This window comes from Ectobacillus funiculus (assembly GCF_004138295.1).
Lineage (GTDB): Bacteria > Bacillota > Bacilli > Bacillales > Bacillaceae_G > Ectobacillus > Ectobacillus funiculus.
The window spans coordinates 47,850-68,252 of the sequence record NZ_SCFM01000033.1 but is presented as its reverse complement, the minus strand read 5'-3'; the positions used below and the strand labels follow the sequence as shown (position 1 = coordinate 68,252).

Below are 20,403 nucleotides of genomic sequence, written 5' to 3'. Positions count from 1 at the left end.
TAATGAAATTGTCTATATTTTTTACTCGAGTTCGGAACCGGTTCCAAGGGGAAGCTAATCAAAAGTTAGGAGGATTATTATGGATTACAAGCAAATTGCGCAAGATATTCTTTTGGCAATTGGCGGCAAGGAAAATGTCGCAGCTGCAGCACATTGTGCAACTCGTCTTCGTCTCGCCTTGCATGATGAAGGAAAGGTAGATCAGGCGAAGCTTGATAGCATGGATGTTGTTAAAGGAACGTTCTCAACAGGAGGACAATATCAAATTATTTTAGGCTCTGGAACAGTAAACGAAGTCTACAAAGAGTTCGCAAATCTAGCAGGTCTTTCCGAAATGTCTACAAAGGATGTAAAAGATGCAGGAGCAAAAAAATTAAACCCGCTACAACGTTTCGTGAAAATGTTGTCTGATATCTTCGTTCCAATTATCCCAGCTATCGTTGCGGGCGGTTTATTAATGGGTATTAACAATCTATTAACCGCAAAGGACTTGTTTATAGCAGGAAAATCGTTAGTAGAAGCACATCCAGAAATGGCGGATTTGGCAGCTCTTATTAATACGTTTGCAAATGCAGCGTTCGTGTTTCTTCCAATCTTAATTGGATTCTCCGCAACACAACGTTTTGGCGGTAACCCATATCTTGGTGCGGCGCTTGGTATGCTCATGGTTCACCCTGATTTGCTAAATGGCTGGGGCTACGGTGCGGCTTTAGCCAAGGGTGAGATTCCGGTATGGAATATCTTCGGTTTTGAGATTCAAAAGGTAGGATATCAAGGTACAGTGCTACCGGTTCTTGCAGCATCTTTTATCTTAGCGAAGACAGAAACATTCTTAAGAAGAACAGTTCCATCCGCATTAGATAACCTAGTTACTCCACTATTATCAATCTTTGTAACAGGATTACTAACATTTACACTTGTTGGGCCAATTACACGTTCTGCCGGTAACTTATTAACAGACGGCATTGTTTGGTTATACGATACCACAGGCTTTGTTGGCGGAGCATTATTTGGACTTTTGTATGCACCTATCGTAATTACAGGTATGCATCATAGCTTTATTGCTGTGGAAACACAGCTATTAGCGGATATGGCAAAAACAGGCGGATCCTTTATCTTCCCAATTGCGGCTATGTCCAATATCGCGCAGGGTGCAGCAACATTAGCAGTTCTTATGATTACAAAGGATGCAAAGGTAAAAGGTGTTGCATCTGCGGCAGGTATCTCTGCTTTATTAGGAATTACAGAGCCGGCCTTGTTTGGAGTGAACTTAAAGCTTAAATATCCGTTCATTGGAGCAATTACAGGCTCGGCAGTGGCTTCGGCATTTATCGCATTAACTAAAGTAAAAGCAACTGCACTTGGCGCAGCAGGCCTTCCTGGTATCATCTCCATTAAGCCTGATTCTATCATTTCTTATATCATCGGTATGGCTATTTCGTTTGCCGTGGCATTCGTTATGACAATATTCCTAGCAAAGCGTGAAGGAAAAAAACAAAGCCAAAATGGTACGGGAAAGAAAGCTGCGTAAGGAAATAGAAAAGAAGGAGAGTCCTTGGATTCTCCTCTCTTTCATTTAGGAGAGGTTGATACAAAATGGAATGGACAAAAGAACAAAGATATCGTCGGATTGAAGAGGCAAGCAGCGAGGAAATGAAGGAGCTCACCGAGAGGGCCAACAGCTGCCAATGGCGGCAAGCCTTTCATATACAGCCTCCAACTGGTCTCTTGAATGATCCTAATGGATTTTCTTATTACAATGGGGAATATCATTTGTTTTATCAGTGGTTTCCGCTTGGACCAGTCCATGGTCTAAAGTATTGGTATCATACGAAATCAAAGGATCTCGTTCACTGGGAAAATGTCGGTATTGGAATCCAGCCAGATACGGAATTTGATAGCCATGGAGCATATTCCGGAAGTGCTATCGAGTATGATGGAAAGCTTCATATTTTATATACAGGTAATACGCGTGATGAAAACTGGATTAGACATCCGTATCAGTGTCTGGCGATTATGGGGGAAGATGGGGTTGTAAAGAAAAGCGATCAGCCAGTCATTGCCGAGGTACCAGCAGGATATACAGATCATTTCCGTGATCCAAAGGTATGGGAGGAAGAAGGTATCCTGTATACCATTATAGGTGCACAGCGGGAGAATGAAACTGGATGTGTATTGCTATATAGCTCATCAGACTTCCGGAATTGGAAGCTAGAGGGTGAAATCCAGACTGAACTGGAACAGTTCGGATATATGTGGGAGTGCCCAGATTATTTTGAATTAGACAATCAGGGAGTTCTCATTTTCTCGCCACAAGGATTAGAAGCAGAAGGTGATTGCTATCAAAATATTTATCAGTCCGGTTATCTTCTTGGCGGTAAGCTAGCTGTTTCAAATCGCTTATTCACACACGGTGAATTTATTGAGCTAGATCGAGGCTTTGATTTTTATGCTCCACAAACGATGCAGGCACCAGATGGAAGACGGATTTTAGTCGGCTGGATGGGGCTGCCAGAGATTGAATATCCAACCGATCGAAATAGCTGGGCGCATTGTCTAACATTGCCGCGTGAATTGTCTGTGCGAGAGGGAAAGCTTATTCAACAGCCAGTGAAAGAGCTTCAAGCACTTCGCGGTCAGCAGTCTAAAGCAGCAGACACGATCAATAATCAAACAAAGGTATACACTGGATTCTCAGGAACAGCATATGAAATGATCTGTGAGTTTGAGAACCAAGACGCAGTCGAGTTTGGTCTAGAGCTTCGCGCCGGAAAACAAGAAAAGACAGTTATTAAGTACGATGCACTGCAAAAGAAGATTGTTCTTGATCGTACTGCTTCGGGTGAGGAAGTAGGGATGTTATATGGGACAACAAGAAAATGTTCGTTAGATGCAAAGAAGATCAAGTTTCATGTATTTGTCGACACCTCCTCTGTAGAAATTTTCATTAATGACGGAGAAGAGGTGTTTACAAGTCGTATTTTCCCGCGCAACGATAGTGAAGAAATTCGTTTCTTTGCTAGAGAGGGGCAAGTTTCCTTCCAGGCAGTAAAATGGGAGTGTGCGCAGATGTTAGGACAAGCGGAGCAGAGCAGTGAAGAGCTTGTATGCAGATAAAATAGTTTCGGTAATGCAGCAGGCTATAGAACAGCTTTTTGTATGCAAATGCAGCTAGATACTGTTGTTCCCTTTATTCGTGTATAAGAAAAGCACCGCTAATAAAAACGGTGCTTTTCTTGCATTTTAAGAGGGAGTCTATATTTTAAATTTCATTTGAATAATACCTGACTTTTTCAAGGCATCATAGATAATGATGAGAGTCGGACCGAGAAATAATCCAACAAAGCCAAGCAGCTTAAAGCCGATATACATGCTGATAATTGCCGCGAGCGGAGAAATACCCATGCTTGTAGAGTAGATTTTTGGCTCAATAATTCTTCGGACAATTGTAATAACAGCAAACAGAATAAGCAGGCCGATACCAAGAGATTGATTGTCCTGTATGATGGCAATCACTGCCCATGGTACGAGCACCGATCCGGTTCCTAAAATAGGCAGAATATCGACAATGACAATCAGCAAGGCAAGTAAGGCGGTATATGAGATATCAAGCAGCCATAAACCAGTGTATGCCATGAGGAAGGTCAACAAGCTTAACACGACTTGGGCTACAAGAAAGCCAATCCCAGCATTTCCGAGCTGATTTGCAATTAGATTCAGCTTCCGCTTTGTTTCTTGCGTTAAATATGTAGATGCCTTTTCTTTTAAAAGAGGGAGCTCTAGACTAATAAGAAACAAGGCGACGAAGTACACAAGAAATTCGAGCATAAATGCAGGAATGACAGCCACAAGGCTGATTAGACTTTGTGCAATATTTTTCGCGAGCATATCTAAGGAGTTTACGCTGTTTTCCAAGGTTCGTTCAACAGAAAACATAACTCCATTCGGCAGTGTTTCTGAATAATGTCTCCACTTGTCAATGATGGGTAAAATAGTTGTGCCGTATAATTCTTGTATGAAGGCAGGTGCTTTCTGTGATAGGGCTACCAGCTGCTTAAAGATGGTATTAACCATAAAAGCGGCAACCGCTACTAAAGAAGCTAAATAGGATAGAAAGACGATGAGTACAGCATATAAACGCTTAAGGTTTAGGCGTTGCTGAAGTCGTCTAATCCCCCCTTCTAAAACCAATGCAGTTACTAAGGCAAATACAATAGGTACGCTATAAGGGACAAGCACTATAACGGCAAGCAGCACGAGGCCGACGAACAGTCGTTTTTTCCACATACAAAAACCTCCTTGGTGAAAGCGTGAAAATAGTTCTGTTTCTTCTATTTTACAGACTTTCAGGGGCTTTGTATGCTGTTTTCCGCATTAAAAATGTTTTATTGTTTACATATTTACGGAAGGCATAGGTTACCCTGTTCATTTAGCAGGCGATTCGCAGGGGAATTTTAACGTCGCCGTTGTACCTTTACCGTATTGACTCTCAAAGCGTAAACGGCCTTTAAATTCTTCTACTAATCGAAATGTTACCATTAGTCCAAGGCCCGTTCCTTTTTCCTTCGTCGAATAATAAGGACTTCCTAATCTTTGCAATTGATCGGGGTGCATACCTTCTCCTGTATCTGCAATTTGGATAAGTACGGTTCCGTTTTGGGCATACGCCTTGACGAGAACGGAACCCTGATTTTCAGTAGCTTCAACAGCATTTTTCACAAGGTTGAGTATTATTTGCTTAAATTGCAGTGGATCTCCTGTTATAAACAGGTCACCTTCAATTTGAGATTCAATATGTACTCCCTTAAGGTTGGCATACGACTGAATAAATTCTAATAGTGCTAGCAGTTCCTGCGAAATATGTAATCGTTCTTTATGAATGGACTTCGGCTTAGCGAAGTTTAAGTAATCGGTAATAATTCCCTCAGCACGATCTAATTCTAAGATAGCAGTATCCATGAAATATTTGTGTTGTTCCTCTACATTCTCCTTTGTTAGTTGAATAAAGCCTCTTACGACGGTCAGTGGGTTGCGCACTTCATGAGCAATGGCAGCTGCTAGTTCGCTAACCATATTAAGCTTTTCTGCCTTTGAAAATTCCTGTTGTATTCTTTCATTCTCATAAATGCGTTCAAATAGGATAATGCTGCATATAACAGCCCCAATAGTACACAGACCTGAAAATAGAAAGAATCTTAGTCCTTGCTGGAAGAAAAAAGAAAGATTGTTGATCGAATAAAAGTAATACCAAATAAAGAGTATGACTATAACGTATGAACAAAGCAAAAGGACAGTACCAGATAAAATTTTTCTCGGAAGGCTAAGTTCTATAAAACGCTTACTAATAGGTAATAGCAAGAAAAATAAAAGAAAGTTCATAATGACTACGAAATAAAAGGCTAAGCTAAAGTCAATATATGCGCGATACCCAAGTAAAAGGATCCCTGCGACTATTCCTCCTCTGTATCCACCATACAGAACAGCGATGATAAAAGGCACCCACCGTAAATCTAAAAAGAAGGATGGTCCCTGCACAACCGGAAACATCATACATAAGATGGAAGCTAATCCGCAAATGATTCCGAGCAGCCATTGCGGCATCCAAACGGCTCCTCGATAACGTTCTAAGCGCAAAAGCTGATAGATAAATACCGGCATGATAATAATGAGTGTATTTAGTAGAAGTCCTTTAAACACCGCGCACCTCCCTCTTCGCTATCGGATTTTTCTTTAGTATAAGGATATAATACTTTCGTTCTATTGGGAATCAATAATGCAATGAAATGTGGAATGAGATGCATTTATTTCCAGATAATTGTCACCAAAATAGAAGATTATTGCCTAACTGTTAGTGATCATGTTAAGCGAGATGCCTTACTAAGGACAATTAAGGGAAAGGGTGCCTTTAGAAGATTTAAAGATAAAATTATTAATTTGGATGCTGAGGAACAATGGTACTCATTTCGTAACGAACGATATAAAGAGATAGCGATAGAGTGGTGTAAGGACAATAACGTAAACTATACTGAATAAAATCGATTATAGAAAAGAGAGATCTCCAACGTTACTCTTTGTTTAACTTAATGGGTGAGCTAATTGAAGAAGAGTTAAATAAAATGATGAAAACAGCCAGACATTTATTCTGGCTGTTTTTTTCAATGAATATCAACATAATTATTTAAACAGAGCCTATATGTTACATCTCAAGAGCTTTTCTCTTGATGGCATACAATTCTTATATGTAAATAGAAGTAGTATTCTTATCAATAAGCCAGTAGTTTGTTATTTGTAATTAACGGATTGATTTACACAAGTAGGTAGGGGTTTTCCAGACAGCCCTGCCAATAAGTTTTCAGCCGCTAGATTAGCCATGTTATTACGCGTCTCATATGTTGCGCTGCCAATATGCGGCGTAATTAAAATATTCGATAGGGAAAGAAGCGGATGGTCTGCTGGAATTGGTTCAGGATCTGTTACATCAAGAGCTGCGTATGCAATTTTGTTCTGCTGCAGTGCGTCATAAAGAGCTTGTGTATCAACGACAGGCCCGCGTGATGCATTAACAAAATAAGTAGTTGGTTTCATTTTATTAAATTGCTCTTTACTAAACATCCCCCGACTGTGATTGGACAATGGAACAAGGCAAACAATGCAATCAGAGGTTGTTAACAATTCATCAAATGATGCATATGTAGCACCCTCTTGTTCATCATTTGGCCGACGTGTACGATTATGATAAATAATGTTCATTCCACAAGCCTTCGCTCTTCTTGCAACTGCGCTTCCAATATCTCCAAGACCAACAATACCAAGTGTCTTTCCATATAAATCAGTACCATATACAGTACGCCATTGACCGGCTTTAACAAGCTCCCATCCTTCATGAATCCGACGGGCAGCCGATAAAAGAAGACCAAATGTTAAATCAGCGGTTGCTTCAACTAATACACCTGGTGTATTACCGAATGGAACATCTTTTCTCGTACAAGCCTCGACATCAATATTATCATAGCCTACACTTGATTGAGCAATCACACGTAAATTTGGTGCCGCATCTAGCAATTCTTCGTCTACCTTTACATGGCCGACATTAAACAGTCCTTCCGCATCAGCTAACCAATCTAATAATTGATCACGAGGAATGGGACCTGGCCCTTCCCACACTTTTACTTCACATTGCTCTAGCAGCTTTTCATATGCCTCAGGCCATGTTGTTCCTGTTAATACAACCTTATATTTACTCATCTTCTTTAAACCCCTTCCTTAATTGAACAGCATTCTATGTTCTTGTTGTTATGGAACATAGAACTAGTATATAAATTTATTGAATCTTGTTTTACAAGCGTTTTTAATAGGGGGTCACAAAATGTTATCGCTTCTTACAGGTATGGATGCGGATTAAATTCCTGCTCTACAAAGTACTAGTTTACTCTTATATGCCTGAGAATGAGAAAAATTGATGGCCATCAATAATACCTCTGCTTATTTCCACAAAGTCACCACTTTTATTCATATATTTAATTCAGTTTATTTTTGTCTATAATCTTTAAAGCTGTAACTTTGATCTTTCTTCATGATTAAATTCATATCGGCAACCACAACAAGAGCAGATCTCATAGGATAATCCTCCATCCTTGTCATAAGGAGATCCTTCCAATTGATTATACCCACAGACGGGACAAACGTAATTCATATGTTTGTCCCCTTCACAATTTACATACAAAGTAATATAAATTCAGGATCGCTTTTCCTATACTATCGAATCATAGCTCTATTTTTTCTATACTCCTTACGAGCAGAAGCTGTTTCAAACAGTCGTTTTTCTTCTTCTGTCTGAGGTATTACTTTGGGGACTGGAATAGGTTTTCCGTTTTGATCAACAGCTACCATGGTAAGGAAGGATTCTGTAGTTAAAGTGTTCGTACCAGATAATAAATCAGTAGAGTGAACTTTTACATAAACTTCCATAGAAGTGCGCCCTGTTGATGTAACAAAAGCCTCCAAACTAAGAGCATCTCCAAGAGTGGCAGCTGCTAAAAAGTCTACAGAATCAATGGATGCTGTCACAACTATATTATTACAATGCTTCATAGCTGCCAATGCAGCAATTTCGTCAATATAAGCTAGAACCTTTCCCCCAAATATTGTTTGCAAATGATTCGTATCTGGTGGAAGAACCAGTTTTGTCTGAATTGTTCTAGAGCGTTCTACTGAATAAGCTTGTTCCATAATTATCACTCCATTTAACAGATTTTCTGGAAAGAAGAAGGGGGGAGATGAATTTCCGGTAGGCAGTAGCCTCCAAAACTGCAAATTGCCAATTATTATTATGACAAATCAGTTCCAAACTCCTCAGATTCACTTATTTATAGGTTTTACCTGGAACCGTAACATAGTTCCCTTGTATGTTTTACATAACAAGTTTACCCGCTGAATCCACTAATCTAACCTACTTGTCCAAATACAAGAACTTTGTCGTTCAAATACTATGAACGAACAGATTTTATGTTCTTTTCATTGCGTTTGGATTGTATGTTTTTTTCTTTTATTCTCCTTAATCTGCAAATTAAAGAACCATAAAGTATAAGGATAAAATGATACTATCTCATAAGTATTTTACTACAAGTGAGTCTTTTCCTCTTTGATAAAACTAAAAGTATCCAAGAATAAAGAAAATTCACTGATTGGCGAGCCCTGCCCTTGGGTGAAGACAGAGGCGAAGTTGCCCTTATACTGTATTCCTAAAATTTCTCGCTATGCCGAATTGGCTTCCAGCTAGAAATCTATACTTACAGTGAAAAAACCCCTGATTTCCTGCTGAATGTAGGGAAATCAGGGGTTTACCTTCTAGAAAATGCTTACCTATGTTATTATCCCTTTTTCACAAGCAATTTTTCTCTCGTCTGTTCTGCAGCTTCAACCATTACCTTCAGTGCTGCAACTGTTTCATCAATACCACGTGTTTTTAAACCGCAATCTGGATTAATCCAGAATAGCTTTGGATCAAGCACTTGCAGGGCGCGATCAATGTTTCTTGTCAGCTCTTCAAGCTTTGGTACACGTGGACTATGAATGTCGTACACACCAAGGCCGATACCTTTGTCATACGTATTTTCTTCAAAGGAATGAATTAACTCCCCATGACTCTTTGATGTTTCAATTGAAATTACATCAGCATCGAGCGCCTTGATAGCATCGATAATATTTTTAAAGTCTGAATAGCACATATGGGTATGAATTTGTGTATCGTTCTGGACAGACGCTGTTGCAAGCTTGAATGCATACACGGCAGCGCCAAGGTAACTTTGCTTTTTCTCCTGTTTTAACGGCAGTCCTTCGCGAATCGCTGGCTCATCGACTTGAATCATGCGAATTCCATTTTCCTCAAGTGCCTCAACTTCTTTGCGAAGTGCAAGTGCAATTTGATTTGCAACATCATAGCGTGGGATATCATCGCGTACAAATGACCAGTTTAAAATAGTGATTGGACCTGTCAGCATTCCCTTTACAGGCTTGTCTGTTAACGATTGGGCATATACAGTTTCTGCAACTGTCATTGGTTCTTGATAGGACACGTCACCGTAAATAAGCGGCGGCTTCACACAACGAGAGCCATATGACTGTACCCAAGCAAATTTCGTAAATTGGAAGCCGGCTAATTTCTCACCGAAATATTCAACCATGTCTGTACGTTCAAACTCTCCATGTACAAACACATCTAGACCAAGCTCTTCTTGAATGTCGATCCACTTTTTAATTTCTGCTTTTATATATGTTTCATATTCTGCATTAGTCAGCTCGCCTTTGCGCCATTTCAAACGCTGTTTTCTCACTTCTTGCGTTTGCGGGAAGCTGCCAATTGTTGTAGTTGGAAGCAACGGCAATTCAAAAGCTTCTTCTTGCAAGCCTTGGCGTACGCTAAACGGTGCTTGGCGATCTGCCTTATACGTATGCAGGCTGCGAATCGCTTCCTGAACTTCTGTATTGTTTCGAACTGATGATTGATTTAATGCTTTGATAGCTTCTACACTCGCAGTGATTTCTGTCTGTATCGCTTCTTTTCCTTCTTGCAGTCCTTTTGTAAGTACAACAATTTCATGTAATTTTTCATCAGCAAACGCTAATGCACCTGTTAGGATATCATCGAGTGCTTCTTCGTTTTTCACTGTCACAGGCACATGCAGTAAGCTTGATGAAGGCTGTACAATGAGACGATCTTTTGAAACGACCTCTGTAATCTCCGCAAGAACAGAAAACTTATCATCTAGATTCGCACGCCATATGTTGCGTCCATCAATGACTCCAGCTGCAAGCACCTTATCTTGTGGGAAACCGTACTGCTTCAAAGCCGCAAGATTCTGGCCAGCATTATGTACAAAATCAAGTCCAATTCCTCGAACAGGAAGTGAGATAACCTCTTCATAATGTTCAATGCTCTCAAAATACGTTTGCAAAATCACCTTTATGTTTGGCGCTGCTTCATGTAATGCTTGATAAACCTCGTTGAATAATGCAATCTCTTCTTTTGAAATCGTAGTTGCTAAAATCGGTTCATCGATTTGTACCCACTCTACTCCTTCTTGCTGTAATTCACGTAAAATGTCAGCATAAAGCGGTACAAATTGATTCACGACGGTTTTAAATTCACCTTTTTGATAGCCTTTTGAAAGCTTTACAAATGTTACAGGTCCTAATATTGCTGGCTTTCCAGCAATATTAAGCTTTTGTTTCGCCTCTTTATAGAATTGAAGTGGACGGTTTTCGACAAGAGCAGGCACTGCTTCACCCAGCTCGGGAACAATATAGTGATAGTTTGTGTTAAACCATTTTGTCATTTCAGATGCAACCGCACCTGTCGTGCCTCGTGCTATATTAAAATACGTCTCAAGTGATACCTTACCTCCGCTATATTCAAAGCGTTTTGGCACTAATCCGAACATAACCGCTGTATCAAGCACGTGATCATACAAGCTAAAGTCTCCAACCGGGATCAGATCAATTCCTTGTTCATGCTGCTTCTGAAGATGCTGTAGACGAATCTCCTCAATTTGTTTTAAAAACTCTTCTTTTTCTAGTTTCCCTGCCCAAAACTGTTCAAGTGCTTGTTTCCATTCACGCTTTTCACCAATTCTTGGATATCCTAAATTTGAGCTTTTTACTGTATTCATCGTATGTTTTACACTCCTTGTATGTTTGTAGTTTTATCCCCAACTAAAAAATCTCCCTTTTCTAAATAGAAAAGAGAGATTTATACGCATAGTTAACTAGAGTTGAGATATCCTGATTTCCCCAACACGTATTCCTCACTCCTCTCTATGTCCACGTAGAGTATAAGCGCACACAACAGGCAGGTCTCCTGACTTAGGTTCATCGCTTCTTATCCCTTCCCATTTCAATATGAAACAGTGGTTCATTGATAAGTCGCTCCCCATCACAGTGGCGGGACCGTGCCGGAATTTCACCGGTCTTCCCTTTTAAGCTGAGTGAATCACTCACACAGCACCTGATGCATTTTCTTATGAAATTTTAATAAGACAAGCGGCTGGGTCTCGACCCGCCCTTAGTTTACCTCTTCCTAAATATAAATAACCTCCCTATTCCCAATAGAGAGGTATTCATTATTTATGAAATCCTCTCTTATTTGTCAAAGCAATCTGCTTTGCGGGAATTAGCACCTTTTCAACAAAACTGTCAAATGGTTGCCGGGCTTCACAGGGCCAGTCCCTCCACCACTCTCAATAAGAGTTTTTAATATTTTGAATATGATAGTCATCTTAGCATGAGATACACAGGCTGTCAAAAAGAATTTTAAAGAAAACTCGCCGATTGGGTAGTTTTTTTATCCGTTTATATGAATATAAAATAACTCGTGCTTGATACTTACTTATTTATTTTATAAATATAATTTTTTGTGGTGTAAGATCACTGATGAGGTATATCGTTGAAGCAGCAAAACTTTTTCATGAAAAGCTTGTAGCAAACCAAACAATACGTGCATAAAATATGTAAAGCAGCAACGATACCTATATGGGGTGTCGTTGCTGCTTTTTTTCGAGGACCGTATTAGGATGTAATAGTAGGTTCGAACCTTTTAGAATGGAGACAACCAAATAAGGTAACTTAATATTTTACGAATGGTTACAGCTTAACGTAAGCACTCAAGAACAGGCGGTTCTGCTAGATAATTTTCAATCATACAATCATTCTTCAAATATTCTTTTTCATGAATACAGTTTTTACTTCACTGCCATTTGGTTTTACCACTACTTCTTCACTGTATATCACATATCCAACAGATTCATATAATTTTATATTTTGCGGGACAGACATACGTACTTGGCAGAGAGCTTCTCGCTTGCCGTGTTGGCGGGCATATGTCTCTAGCCATGAAAGCATGGATTTTGCGATGCCTTTTCCTCGTTCCTGTGGAGAAACAGAGAGGCGAGAAAAATAAAGGGAATTCTCATTTAATGAGAATTTTGCTGAGCCAATTGGAGTTTCATCTTGTATGTATAAACAAGCTTGTTCCTTATTGTGAGATAACGATTCCTGGATGGAATGTACTGTTTCGCTTAAAGCACTTGAGGGAATGTCTATATGTCGATACTCCTCAAATGCAGCCAGCGTAACTGCATGAACTAAATGTGCATCTTTTGCCTCTGCCAGACGAATCATTTTTATCTCCTTCCGCAAGTTAATACAGATCTCTCTAAAGAGAGGAGCATTTAGTATACAAGATTTAAATTATTTTAGACTATGCCCTTCGAGAATTAAGGCCATATCTGCTTGTCTCATCATAAAATTCTCTGGTTTTTGCAACGAACCAAATCCGTATTGGCTATATAATCCATGAGCATCTTCGGTCGCCAGCATAAAACGAGTGCCCTTCAGTTTAGGATGATTCACAATGATGTCTAATAACCATTTGCTTAGTCCTTCACCTCTGTATGCTGGAAGAATGAAAACATCCGCTAACCAGCTAAAACGAACGAAATCGGTAATAACTCTTGCAAACCCAACTTGCTGGAAGCGGCTATTGATATCGGGTGTTTTCTTGTAGATGCCGTAGCAAAGAGATGAATGATTGATCATTTCATTGACTAACTCTTTTTTTATATCCTTTGCCCAATAAGATTGCACACTTAAAAACTCGTGAATCATATCTAGATCGAGAAGTTCTTTGCTTGTAGAGATGAAAAAGTGTTCTATTTCCGCTTCAATCTTCTGCATGGGGAATACAGCCTCTCTTTCTATAGAAACTGGTATACATCGTTAATTTTTGCTTATGAGGAGATTCGCTTAATCGAGAGTCCTATCACTGAAGCAATTCAGCCCCATACGAATTATCAATTATACAACGCCAAATTCCATCAGCTTCTTTTTTAAATACGTACGTTGTGGTTCTCTCCATGGAGAATTCTGAATCTTTTTTTTGATTGGCGCTCAAAATTGCTTTTGCAATAACTAATGCTGTATCGCCAGTTTCAATGATCTCCATCTTTTCCTGATTCACAATTAAACTATGATTAAAATAATTAGCAATAGCCTCAAATGCCCGACGGATTTCTGCTTTTCCTTTAGCTAGCATTCCAGGCTTTACAACTAAAGTGGCATCTTCTGAATAGAAGTTCATTAAATCATCAAAGTTTTCTTGGTTGATTGCAAGATCTGCATTTTTTATGATTTGTTTTAATTCATGACTTTGCATAGCAACCTCCTGATTTTTGTAAATTCAGTACTTATATTAGGATATTAAACATTACCGAACGAAAAACCTTTGTATCCCATATTCATTTTTAGATAATGCTTAGCTCCCGCAGCCAGTTTTCAGGGAGTGGATTATTTGAAAGCCCTATGGAGCAAAGTTACACCAAAGTATGGGAATGAAAGAAGATGAAGAGAGTGGATAGCATTACACATCAGCGAGGATAGACTCAGCATTTATGATCCGCGTTTTTACCGAAATGGCCAATCATTTTTGTTTGAGTATCTTAAAAAAAATGGGAAGGTAGAATAGAGGATGACGCGTGCACCTATGGACTTTGTCCTATTTCTGATTCTAGAGCAATCTACAAGTATCCCATTAACTATTTCCTTTTTTAGCTAATTCCTGCTATAATATTGCTCTATGTCAAAAGCAAAATACTTCCATAGAAAAGGCAAGTTCTCTAAGAGTGCAATGAACTTGTCTTTCCTTGTGTAGAGATGAGGAAAGGAGCAAGTATGTCAGCAAAACAGCATCCGGATTACGATTTTGAAAAGAAACGGTTAGAATTTACGAAGACGTATATTCGCTTTTTGCTTGAGCAGGCAAAGGAAAGCAAGCAGCATTATCAGGAGAATATGGGGGAAGCGTATGCCGATTTAAATGTGCTTGACAGCTCGCTCGGCTATTCCAATTTGCTTACGAACGTGCAGTTTTTAGAAATGACAGAGCGAGAGCATCGGCAGCTAGAGCACGTGCGGCATAAGCCGTATTTTGCGCGAATTGATTTTCAAGAGAGAAATCATGAGCAGCACGATAAGTTATATATCGGAAAGGCTTCGCTATACGATAAGGAGTCACAAAAGGATATTATCGTAGATTGGCGCTCTCCTGTCGCAAATGTGTATTACGACAGCAGACTCGGTGATGTGACATATGAGGTAGGGGACGAGGTTGTTACTGGAAACGTTTCGTTAAAGCGTCAATATATCATTGAGGATGGAGAGCTGGAAGAGATTCGTGACATTGATATTACAACGCACGATGAATTGCTGCAGCAGGCTTTGTCGGGAAGCGCACAAAACAGGTTAACCGATATCGTGTCAACCATTCAGGATGAACAAAACAGGGTTATTCGTGCTGACCTGTATAAGCCGCTCATTGTACAGGGGGTGGCTGGAAGCGGGAAAACAACGATTGCCCTGCACCGAATTGCTTATTTTATTTACAAGCATGCTGCCTACTTCTCTCCACAGTCCATCATGATTTTGGCCCCGAGTAAGTTGTTTCTTACCTATATTTCCGAAGTGCTGCCAGAGCTTGGGGTTGATCAAGTGAGACAAACGACATTTTTGGAGTTTGTAGTACAATGCCTTGATCCAAAGCTCCGATTTTCCCATATGGAAGAGGACCTTATCTCTTTGCTGCAAGGCAGGGAGGAGGAGAAGCAGCAGGAACGGGCAAAAGTGATTGCGTTTAAGGGATCACTCCGTTTTGCTCGTCTGGTTCAACGATATGCAAAGGATATTGAGCAGGGCATGATACCAGAGGGAGATTTTAAAATCGGAAATATCTTAGTCATGAAGCATGAACGGATTCAGGAGTTATTCCTGCATGAGTATAAGTATTTACCAGTATATAAACGAATTCAAAAATTGAAAATTGTCTTGATGAACTATGTAAGAACGAAGAAGGTACAATGGGAGCAGCGGATTCTCAAAAATTATGAAATTAAGCTAGGGCGTGCGCTTGCCATCGAAGATGACATGAGGCGCAAAGAAACTGTAACGCGTTTAATGGAGAAAAAGGAAACACTGATGGCGGATTTTAAAAAAGGATGCCGGACGGCTGTGAACCATTACATCAAGAGATTCCCAAAGCGGGATGTATTTGATTACTATTCTGAGCTGCTGACAAATGAAGAACTGCTAAGAACTTATGATGAACGTTTAACGGGAGCGCTTGTAAGCGGACTTGCTTCCTCACGTCTCAGGTGGAAACGGCACTATAGGGCAGAGGATGCGGCTGCGCTGCTTTATTTGCAGCACTATTTATATGGTCCGAGGCAAGAAGTAAAAACAAAAAGCATTGTTATCGATGAAGCGCAGGATTATACGATGTTTGAACTGTATGCGCTGAAAAAAATATGTAAAACTGAGCTATTTACCATATTGGGTGACTTATCGCAGGGCATTCATAGCTACCGGGGAGTAAAGAGCTGGGGAAATGTTGTCGAGCAGCTATTTCCAAAAGCAAACTATTTAACGCTTGAGCGAAGCTATCGGACAACCATTGAGATTATGAACCTAGCAAACGCGGTGTTAAGCAGCAGCTATGAGGTGAAGGTACCATTAGCGATTCCAGTTGTTCGTCATGGGGATGCACCTGTATTCATTTTATATGACGATGAAAGACAGTTGGCAACTGCTTTGGAGCGGGCTATTTTGCGGGCGAAAGCAGATAAATTAAAGTCATTTGCCTTACTTGGGAAAACAAAAGCGGAATGTGAGTATCTCATGCGTATATTCGAGGCGCATAGCTCTCTAGCTGTTGAATTAATGACAGAGCAGCGGGAGCTTGATACGTCTGTTGTTTCAATCATTCCCATCCATGTTGCGAAGGGATTGGAATTTGATTTTGTGGCAATTGTTTCCCACTCGGAAACGTATAGCAAGGAGGAACTCGATGCACAGCTTTTATATGTAGGAATGACGAGACCGCTTCACCAGCTATATGTATGTGCGAAGCGAGCAGAGGATGTGCTGCTTGATGATATAAATAAGGATTTATTCATGAGAGAGACTGGAGAACTGGGAAATGAGTAAAAGGGAAGAGGAAGACTCTTAGAAGGCGAGAGCTTGAAAACATTGTTTATAAGTGATGATAGCAATAAAATAAGGAGTTATTCTTAAATCCTCTAAACGGAAGAATAACTCCTAAAAGTTTTTATGGTTATTTATGTTGCAGAAGTATTTATCAGGAGCGCTTTGTTGCTTCCTTTACGCGCTGAATATGCGCCATTTTATTGTTCCAGCAAGCCTCGCTTAGATCTACTGGATATTCCTCAGGATTCATCGTTCGTTTATATTCCGTCCAGAGAAGCCCCATATTTTCCGCTGCATATTGTTGGATGTCCGTGAGACGCGGTATATCGTATACAAGCTGTCCGTTTACAAAAATATCATGATGCAGCTCACGGGCTTCAAAATTTGTTACAAATTTGCTGATAAAGGTATGAACAGGATGAAACATTTTTAGCCGTTCTTCTTCTTGAGGCTTTTCTTCTTCAAGTGCAATATAATCACCTTCAGCATGGTGATTGACGAGATTAATAATTCGATACACCTTTTTTAAGCCAGGGGTGCTGATCTTTTCAGGATTCGAGGAAAGTTTGATCGTATCCATCATCTTGCCATTTTCATCTTCAATCGAGACGATTTTATAAACAGCACCAAGCGCAGGCTGATCATAGGCAGTAATGAGCTTTGTCCCAATTCCCCACATATCAATCTTCGCTCCCTGTGCCTTTAAATTCATAATCGTATATTCATCTAAGTCACTTGAAGCAACGATTTTTGCTTCTGGAAATCCGGCATCATCAAGCATTTTTCGTGCTTCCTTGGAAAGATAGGCCATATCGCCGCTATCAAGACGAATGCCGATAAAATGAATACGGTCCCCAAATTCCTTTGCTACTCGAATTGCATTAGGAACTCCCGATTTCAATGTATCGTATGTATCCACGAGGAACACGCAATTTGTATGTGTCTCAGCATATTTGCAAAAGGCTGTATATTCATCGCGATAAGCTTGTACAAATGCATGCGCATGTGTTCCCGAGACGGGGATACCAAACTTTTTGCCCGCCCGCACATTGCTCGTTGCAGAAAAACCGCCGATAAAAGCTGCTCTTGTTCCCCAAAGTGCCGCATCGAACTCCTGAGCACGACGCGTACCAAATTCCATCAGGTCTTCAGAACCGACAGTCTGCTTTATCCGGGCCGCCTTGGTAGCGATAAGCGTTTGATAGTTGACGATGTTTAGCATGGCTGTTTCAATGAGCTGTGCCTCGGCAAGCGGTGCTTCGACACGGAGCATTGGCTCATTTCCAAACACCAATTCCCCTTCCTGCATCGAACGCAATGTTCCCGTAAACTGGAGAGTGTGTAAATAGGAGAGAAAGTCCTCGCCATAACCGAGTTCTTCACGAAGATAACGAATATCGCTCTCTGTAAAGCGAAACTGCTGCAAGTATTCAATGAGCTTTTCTAAACCGGCAAAAATGGCATATCCGTTGCCAAATGGAAGCTTGCGGAAGTACAGGTCAAATACTGCCCGGCGGTTATGAATTCCATCACGCCAATAGGCTTCGACCATATTGATTTGATATAAATCAGTGTGTAACGCATAGCCATCATCTTCATACAGGTTATTCATCGTAGTACCCCCTAGTTAGTTTTAGTAACATTATCGGTAAAAAGATGGTTTGAGATTCCCTTCTTGATGAAACATCGCGTTGTGCATGGACTATCGGAGCGTGGGGAGATCAGCTTGTACTGTAGGCGTATAAATTTCCAGCTAGAAGTGCATTCGACGTAGCAGGAAATTTTAGGAGCACAGTATAAGCGCAACTACGCCTCAGTCTTCGCCCAAGGGCAAGGCTCGCCAATCAGCGAGTTTTATTGATTTACTATTATTTCCTTTTCTGTTTCCAGATGTACAGAAGCAGGATAACAGAGAGAGCTCCTAGTATGACTTTTCCTGTTCCGCTCCAATTGAGCACTTCAGAAACAGAGTATGTTTCTATGAGTAGAGCGGGAATCTTTCCGGTTGTACTGGCAATAAGAAAGGAGAGCCAATCCATTTTCCCGAGCGCCGCAAACAATGTAACAAGACTTGACGGTACGAATGGCAGCAGCCGCAAGGAAAGAACGAGAAGAAATGCCTCTTTTCCTTCTACGTGAAGCAGCCGTTCTGCTTTTGGATAGCGCGCTGCATGTTGATTGATCCACTTACGGAAGCCATGTCGATATAAAAAGAAAGCGGCAATGGCCCCAAATGCTTCTCCTATCAGAGATACAACTGCTCCACCGACAAAGCCAAATAGTTTTACGTTAAGAGCTGTAATAAATACACTTGGAATTACGCCAATGATGCTGATGAGGATATTGCAGAGTATACTGAACAAAAGGGCGATTTCCTTGTGGGCGCTAAGAATAGACTCTAATTGATTCATTGTCGTATATACTCCTAGTATGAATGATGTGATACCATTTTAGCATACAAATACGGAGTAAACTTGTGAAGAGGAAGATACAAAAAAACGACGTGGAAATCACGCCGTTTTTTTGTATCTGCTTTTTGAAATTTGCCCGCTTTCGATGACCTGCCCGTTTTGTTTAACAGTCTTATAAGTAGCGACAGTAATATTTTTAGACGTTTCGCTGACAACCTTCGAGGACACAGTTACGCTTTTTCCTGTGCTTGTACCAAACACACGCACAACTGTATTTGCTCCGTCAACAAAGGATTGAATGTAGATATAATGCCCTGTATTATTTTTAAACTTTAGGTCTGGGCCATAATCAGCTATAGTTGCATCCTGGCCAAGCGGCACATAATGAACCGGCTTGGAGTGATTGCTTCGTTCGACAATGGATAAATCTGCACGAAGAACGGCTCCGTACAATGTGCTGCTAACCTGGCAAACACCGCCGCCAGCTTCTTGCTCCAGCTTTCCATTCACGTATACGCCTGCTAATTTATAGCCATTTGCAGCGTTAGTCAATCCAACATGGCCATTAAAGCTAAATACTTCATCAGGTGCAATAAATACGCCAGTTAATTTATTTGCGGCCCTTGATACATTGTAGACTTGATTTGCATTGCGGCCTGCGACTGGTGAACTGTATTCGGCAATGACTTCTTTAATGCCCATGTTTTGCACATCTTCTGTAGTACGCTCCGGCTTTGCGGCAGTGATAGGAACGTCAACACTAGCGATTGTTTTGCTTACGGCTTCTTCGGTTAAAGCTTTCAGTTTCTCTTTATCAACCTTCTCGCCGTCTACACTTGGAGAAATTGAAATATTGGTTCCTGAGATGCTGATGGATGCATTTTTCGGCTGCGTTAGGAGGCCGTTGTACTTATCCTTCATAAACTCCTCATATTTTTTGGCATCCAACTGAGGTATTAATTCGTAGGAGCGCTGCAGCTTTCCTTCATTCGCTTGTTTCCGCAGGGTATAGCGTTCACTGATGCTGCCTTTTTGCTCCTTGAAAATCTCGTCGGCAATGTCAGTCTCTTTATATTGCACACCTAAGTCCTTCCACGTATATGTGCCTTTTGTACCACGCAAAGAGTATGTAATCGATTGCTGGTCCAGCGAGTTCATCTTTTGCTGAATAATCTTTGCTACCTCGTTTTTCGTTTTCCCATCTAACGATATATCTGCAAAGGTTGTATTCGGAAGAACATATGTATTAAGTTCCTTATTCATTTTTGATATGTAATTATAAGCAAATCCCCCAATAGCACAAATACCGATACCGGCTGCGGCTACTGAACCAATAATCCAGCTACGCACTTTCATTTCTTTCCCTCCTGAATCTCTATTCCTTCAGTGTCGTCCGGTAAAGTTGTCATCACTTTAGCTCTAGTATACTACTAACTGAAAAATATGTGTAATAAAAAAATAA

At 40.5% G+C, this 20,403-nt stretch carries 15 protein-coding genes and 2 riboswitches; of the genes, 4 read left to right on the top strand and 11 right to left on the bottom strand.

Going from position 1 to position 20,403, the window contains the following annotated elements:
- Window positions 1–79 precede the first annotated feature (79 nt).
- Together EP737_RS18775 and EP737_RS18770 are read left to right on the top strand one after the other, a co-directional pair.
- Window positions 80–1,531, top strand: coding sequence for a sucrose-specific PTS transporter subunit IIBC (locus EP737_RS18775; RefSeq protein ID WP_129729803.1), 1,452 nt, complete (start codon window positions 80–82; stop codon window positions 1,529–1,531).
- 65 nt (window positions 1,532–1,596) lie between these two features.
- Window positions 1,597–3,117, top strand: coding sequence for a glycoside hydrolase family 32 protein (locus tag EP737_RS18770; RefSeq protein ID WP_129729801.1), 1,521 nt, complete (start codon window positions 1,597–1,599; stop codon window positions 3,115–3,117).
- A gap of 138 nt (window positions 3,118–3,255) precedes the next feature.
- Here EP737_RS18770 and ytvI read toward each other — a convergent pair whose 3' ends face one another.
- On the bottom strand, window positions 3,256–4,287 hold the full coding sequence (ytvI, locus tag EP737_RS18765) for a sporulation integral membrane protein YtvI (protein WP_129729799.1): 1,032 nt from the start codon (window positions 4,285–4,287) through the stop codon (window positions 3,256–3,258).
- A 138-nt stretch (window positions 4,288–4,425) separates the two neighbouring features.
- The gene (locus tag EP737_RS18760; RefSeq protein ID WP_129729797.1) at window positions 4,426–5,697 is read right to left on the bottom strand and encodes an ATP-binding protein; all 1,272 of its coding nucleotides are present in this window, start codon (window positions 5,695–5,697) and stop codon (window positions 4,426–4,428) included.
- 81 nt (window positions 5,698–5,778) lie between these two features.
- On the opposite strand from EP737_RS18760, the gene EP737_RS26955 reads away from it, so the two are divergent.
- A complete protein-coding gene (locus EP737_RS26955; protein ID WP_129729795.1) occupies window positions 5,779–6,033 on the top strand; it encodes a UPF0158 family protein in 255 nt (84 codons plus the stop codon).
- 249 nt (window positions 6,034–6,282) lie between these two features.
- Here the strand turns inward: EP737_RS26955 and EP737_RS18750 are convergent, their stop codons facing one another.
- From EP737_RS18750 to EP737_RS18725, 6 genes are all read right to left on the bottom strand, one after another.
- On the bottom strand, window positions 6,283–7,245 hold the full coding sequence (locus EP737_RS18750; RefSeq protein WP_129729793.1) for a 2-hydroxyacid dehydrogenase: 963 nt from the start codon (window positions 7,243–7,245) through the stop codon (window positions 6,283–6,285).
- Window positions 7,246–7,755: 510 nt separating this feature from the next.
- Entirely contained in the window at window positions 7,756–8,229 is a 474-nt protein-coding gene (locus EP737_RS18745; RefSeq protein ID WP_129729791.1) for an acyl-CoA thioesterase, read from the bottom strand.
- A gap of 641 nt (window positions 8,230–8,870) precedes the next feature.
- Complete coding sequence (gene metE, locus EP737_RS18740; RefSeq protein ID WP_129729789.1) at window positions 8,871–11,168, bottom strand: 5-methyltetrahydropteroyltriglutamate--homocysteine S-methyltransferase; 2,298 nt, start codon at window positions 11,166–11,168, stop codon at window positions 8,871–8,873.
- Window positions 11,169–11,329: 161 nt separating this feature from the next.
- Window positions 11,330–11,522: riboswitch (cobalamin riboswitch) on the bottom strand.
- A 112-nt stretch (window positions 11,523–11,634) separates the two neighbouring features.
- A riboswitch (SAM riboswitch) is annotated at window positions 11,635–11,745 on the bottom strand.
- 462 nt (window positions 11,746–12,207) lie between these two features.
- Window positions 12,208–12,675: a GNAT family N-acetyltransferase gene (locus tag EP737_RS18735; RefSeq protein WP_129729787.1), complete on the bottom strand. Its 468-nt coding sequence runs from the start codon at window positions 12,673–12,675 to the stop codon at window positions 12,208–12,210.
- Window positions 12,676–12,744: 69 nt separating this feature from the next.
- Window positions 12,745–13,230 carry a GNAT family N-acetyltransferase gene (locus tag EP737_RS18730; protein WP_129729785.1) on the bottom strand — a complete coding sequence of 162 codons (486 nt, stop codon included), beginning with the start codon at window positions 13,228–13,230 and terminating at the stop codon, window positions 12,745–12,747.
- 85 nt (window positions 13,231–13,315) lie between these two features.
- Entirely contained in the window at window positions 13,316–13,708 is a 393-nt protein-coding gene (locus tag EP737_RS18725) for a YybH family protein (RefSeq protein WP_129729783.1), read from the bottom strand.
- 515 nt (window positions 13,709–14,223) lie between these two features.
- Here EP737_RS18725 and helD point away from each other — a divergent pair.
- Entirely contained in the window at window positions 14,224–16,530 is a 2,307-nt protein-coding gene (helD, locus tag EP737_RS18720) for an RNA polymerase recycling motor HelD (RefSeq protein ID WP_165350858.1), read from the top strand.
- A gap of 151 nt (window positions 16,531–16,681) precedes the next feature.
- Here the strand turns inward: helD and EP737_RS18715 are convergent, their stop codons facing one another.
- The 3 genes from EP737_RS18715 to EP737_RS18705 form a co-directional block, all read right to left on the bottom strand.
- The gene (locus EP737_RS18715; protein WP_129729779.1) at window positions 16,682–18,142 is read right to left on the bottom strand and encodes a nicotinate phosphoribosyltransferase; all 1,461 of its coding nucleotides are present in this window, start codon (window positions 18,140–18,142) and stop codon (window positions 16,682–16,684) included.
- A gap of 256 nt (window positions 18,143–18,398) precedes the next feature.
- Window positions 18,399–18,941 (bottom strand): TVP38/TMEM64 family protein, encoded by a 543-nt coding sequence (locus EP737_RS18710; RefSeq protein WP_129729777.1) that lies wholly within the window; start codon window positions 18,939–18,941, stop codon window positions 18,399–18,401.
- A gap of 99 nt (window positions 18,942–19,040) precedes the next feature.
- Window positions 19,041–20,297, bottom strand: coding sequence for a VanW family protein (locus tag EP737_RS18705; RefSeq protein WP_129729775.1), 1,257 nt, complete (start codon window positions 20,295–20,297; stop codon window positions 19,041–19,043).
- Window positions 20,298–20,403 lie beyond the last annotated feature (106 nt).

Coding starts and splice junctions, on each gene's coding strand:
- EP737_RS18775 (WP_129729803.1), top strand. CDS start 80: ATGGATTACAAGCAAATTGCGCAAGATATTCTTTTGGCAATTGGCGGC.
- EP737_RS18770 (WP_129729801.1), top strand. CDS start 1,597: ATGGAATGGACAAAAGAACAAAGATATCGTCGGATTGAAGAGGCAAGC.
- ytvI (WP_129729799.1), bottom strand. CDS start 4,287: ATGTGGAAAAAACGACTGTTCGTCGGCCTCGTGCTGCTTGCCGTTATA.
- EP737_RS26955 (WP_129729795.1), top strand. CDS start 5,779: ATGAAATGTGGAATGAGATGCATTTATTTCCAGATAATTGTCACCAAA.
- EP737_RS18750 (WP_129729793.1), bottom strand. CDS start 7,245: ATGAGTAAATATAAGGTTGTATTAACAGGAACAACATGGCCTGAGGCA.
- EP737_RS18745 (WP_129729791.1), bottom strand. CDS start 8,229: ATGGAACAAGCTTATTCAGTAGAACGCTCTAGAACAATTCAGACAAAA.
- metE (WP_129729789.1), bottom strand. CDS start 11,168: ATGAATACAGTAAAAAGCTCAAATTTAGGATATCCAAGAATTGGTGAA.
- EP737_RS18735 (WP_129729787.1), bottom strand. CDS start 12,675: ATGATTCGTCTGGCAGAGGCAAAAGATGCACATTTAGTTCATGCAGTT.
- EP737_RS18730 (WP_129729785.1), bottom strand. CDS start 13,230: ATGCAGAAGATTGAAGCGGAAATAGAACACTTTTTCATCTCTACAAGC.
- EP737_RS18725 (WP_129729783.1), bottom strand. CDS start 13,708: ATGCAAAGTCATGAATTAAAACAAATCATAAAAAATGCAGATCTTGCA.
- helD (WP_165350858.1), top strand. CDS start 14,224: ATGTCAGCAAAACAGCATCCGGATTACGATTTTGAAAAGAAACGGTTA.
- EP737_RS18715 (WP_129729779.1), bottom strand. CDS start 18,142: ATGAATAACCTGTATGAAGATGATGGCTATGCGTTACACACTGATTTA.
- EP737_RS18710 (WP_129729777.1), bottom strand. CDS start 18,941: ATGAATCAATTAGAGTCTATTCTTAGCGCCCACAAGGAAATCGCCCTT.
- EP737_RS18705 (WP_129729775.1), bottom strand. CDS start 20,297: ATGAAAGTGCGTAGCTGGATTATTGGTTCAGTAGCCGCAGCCGGTATC.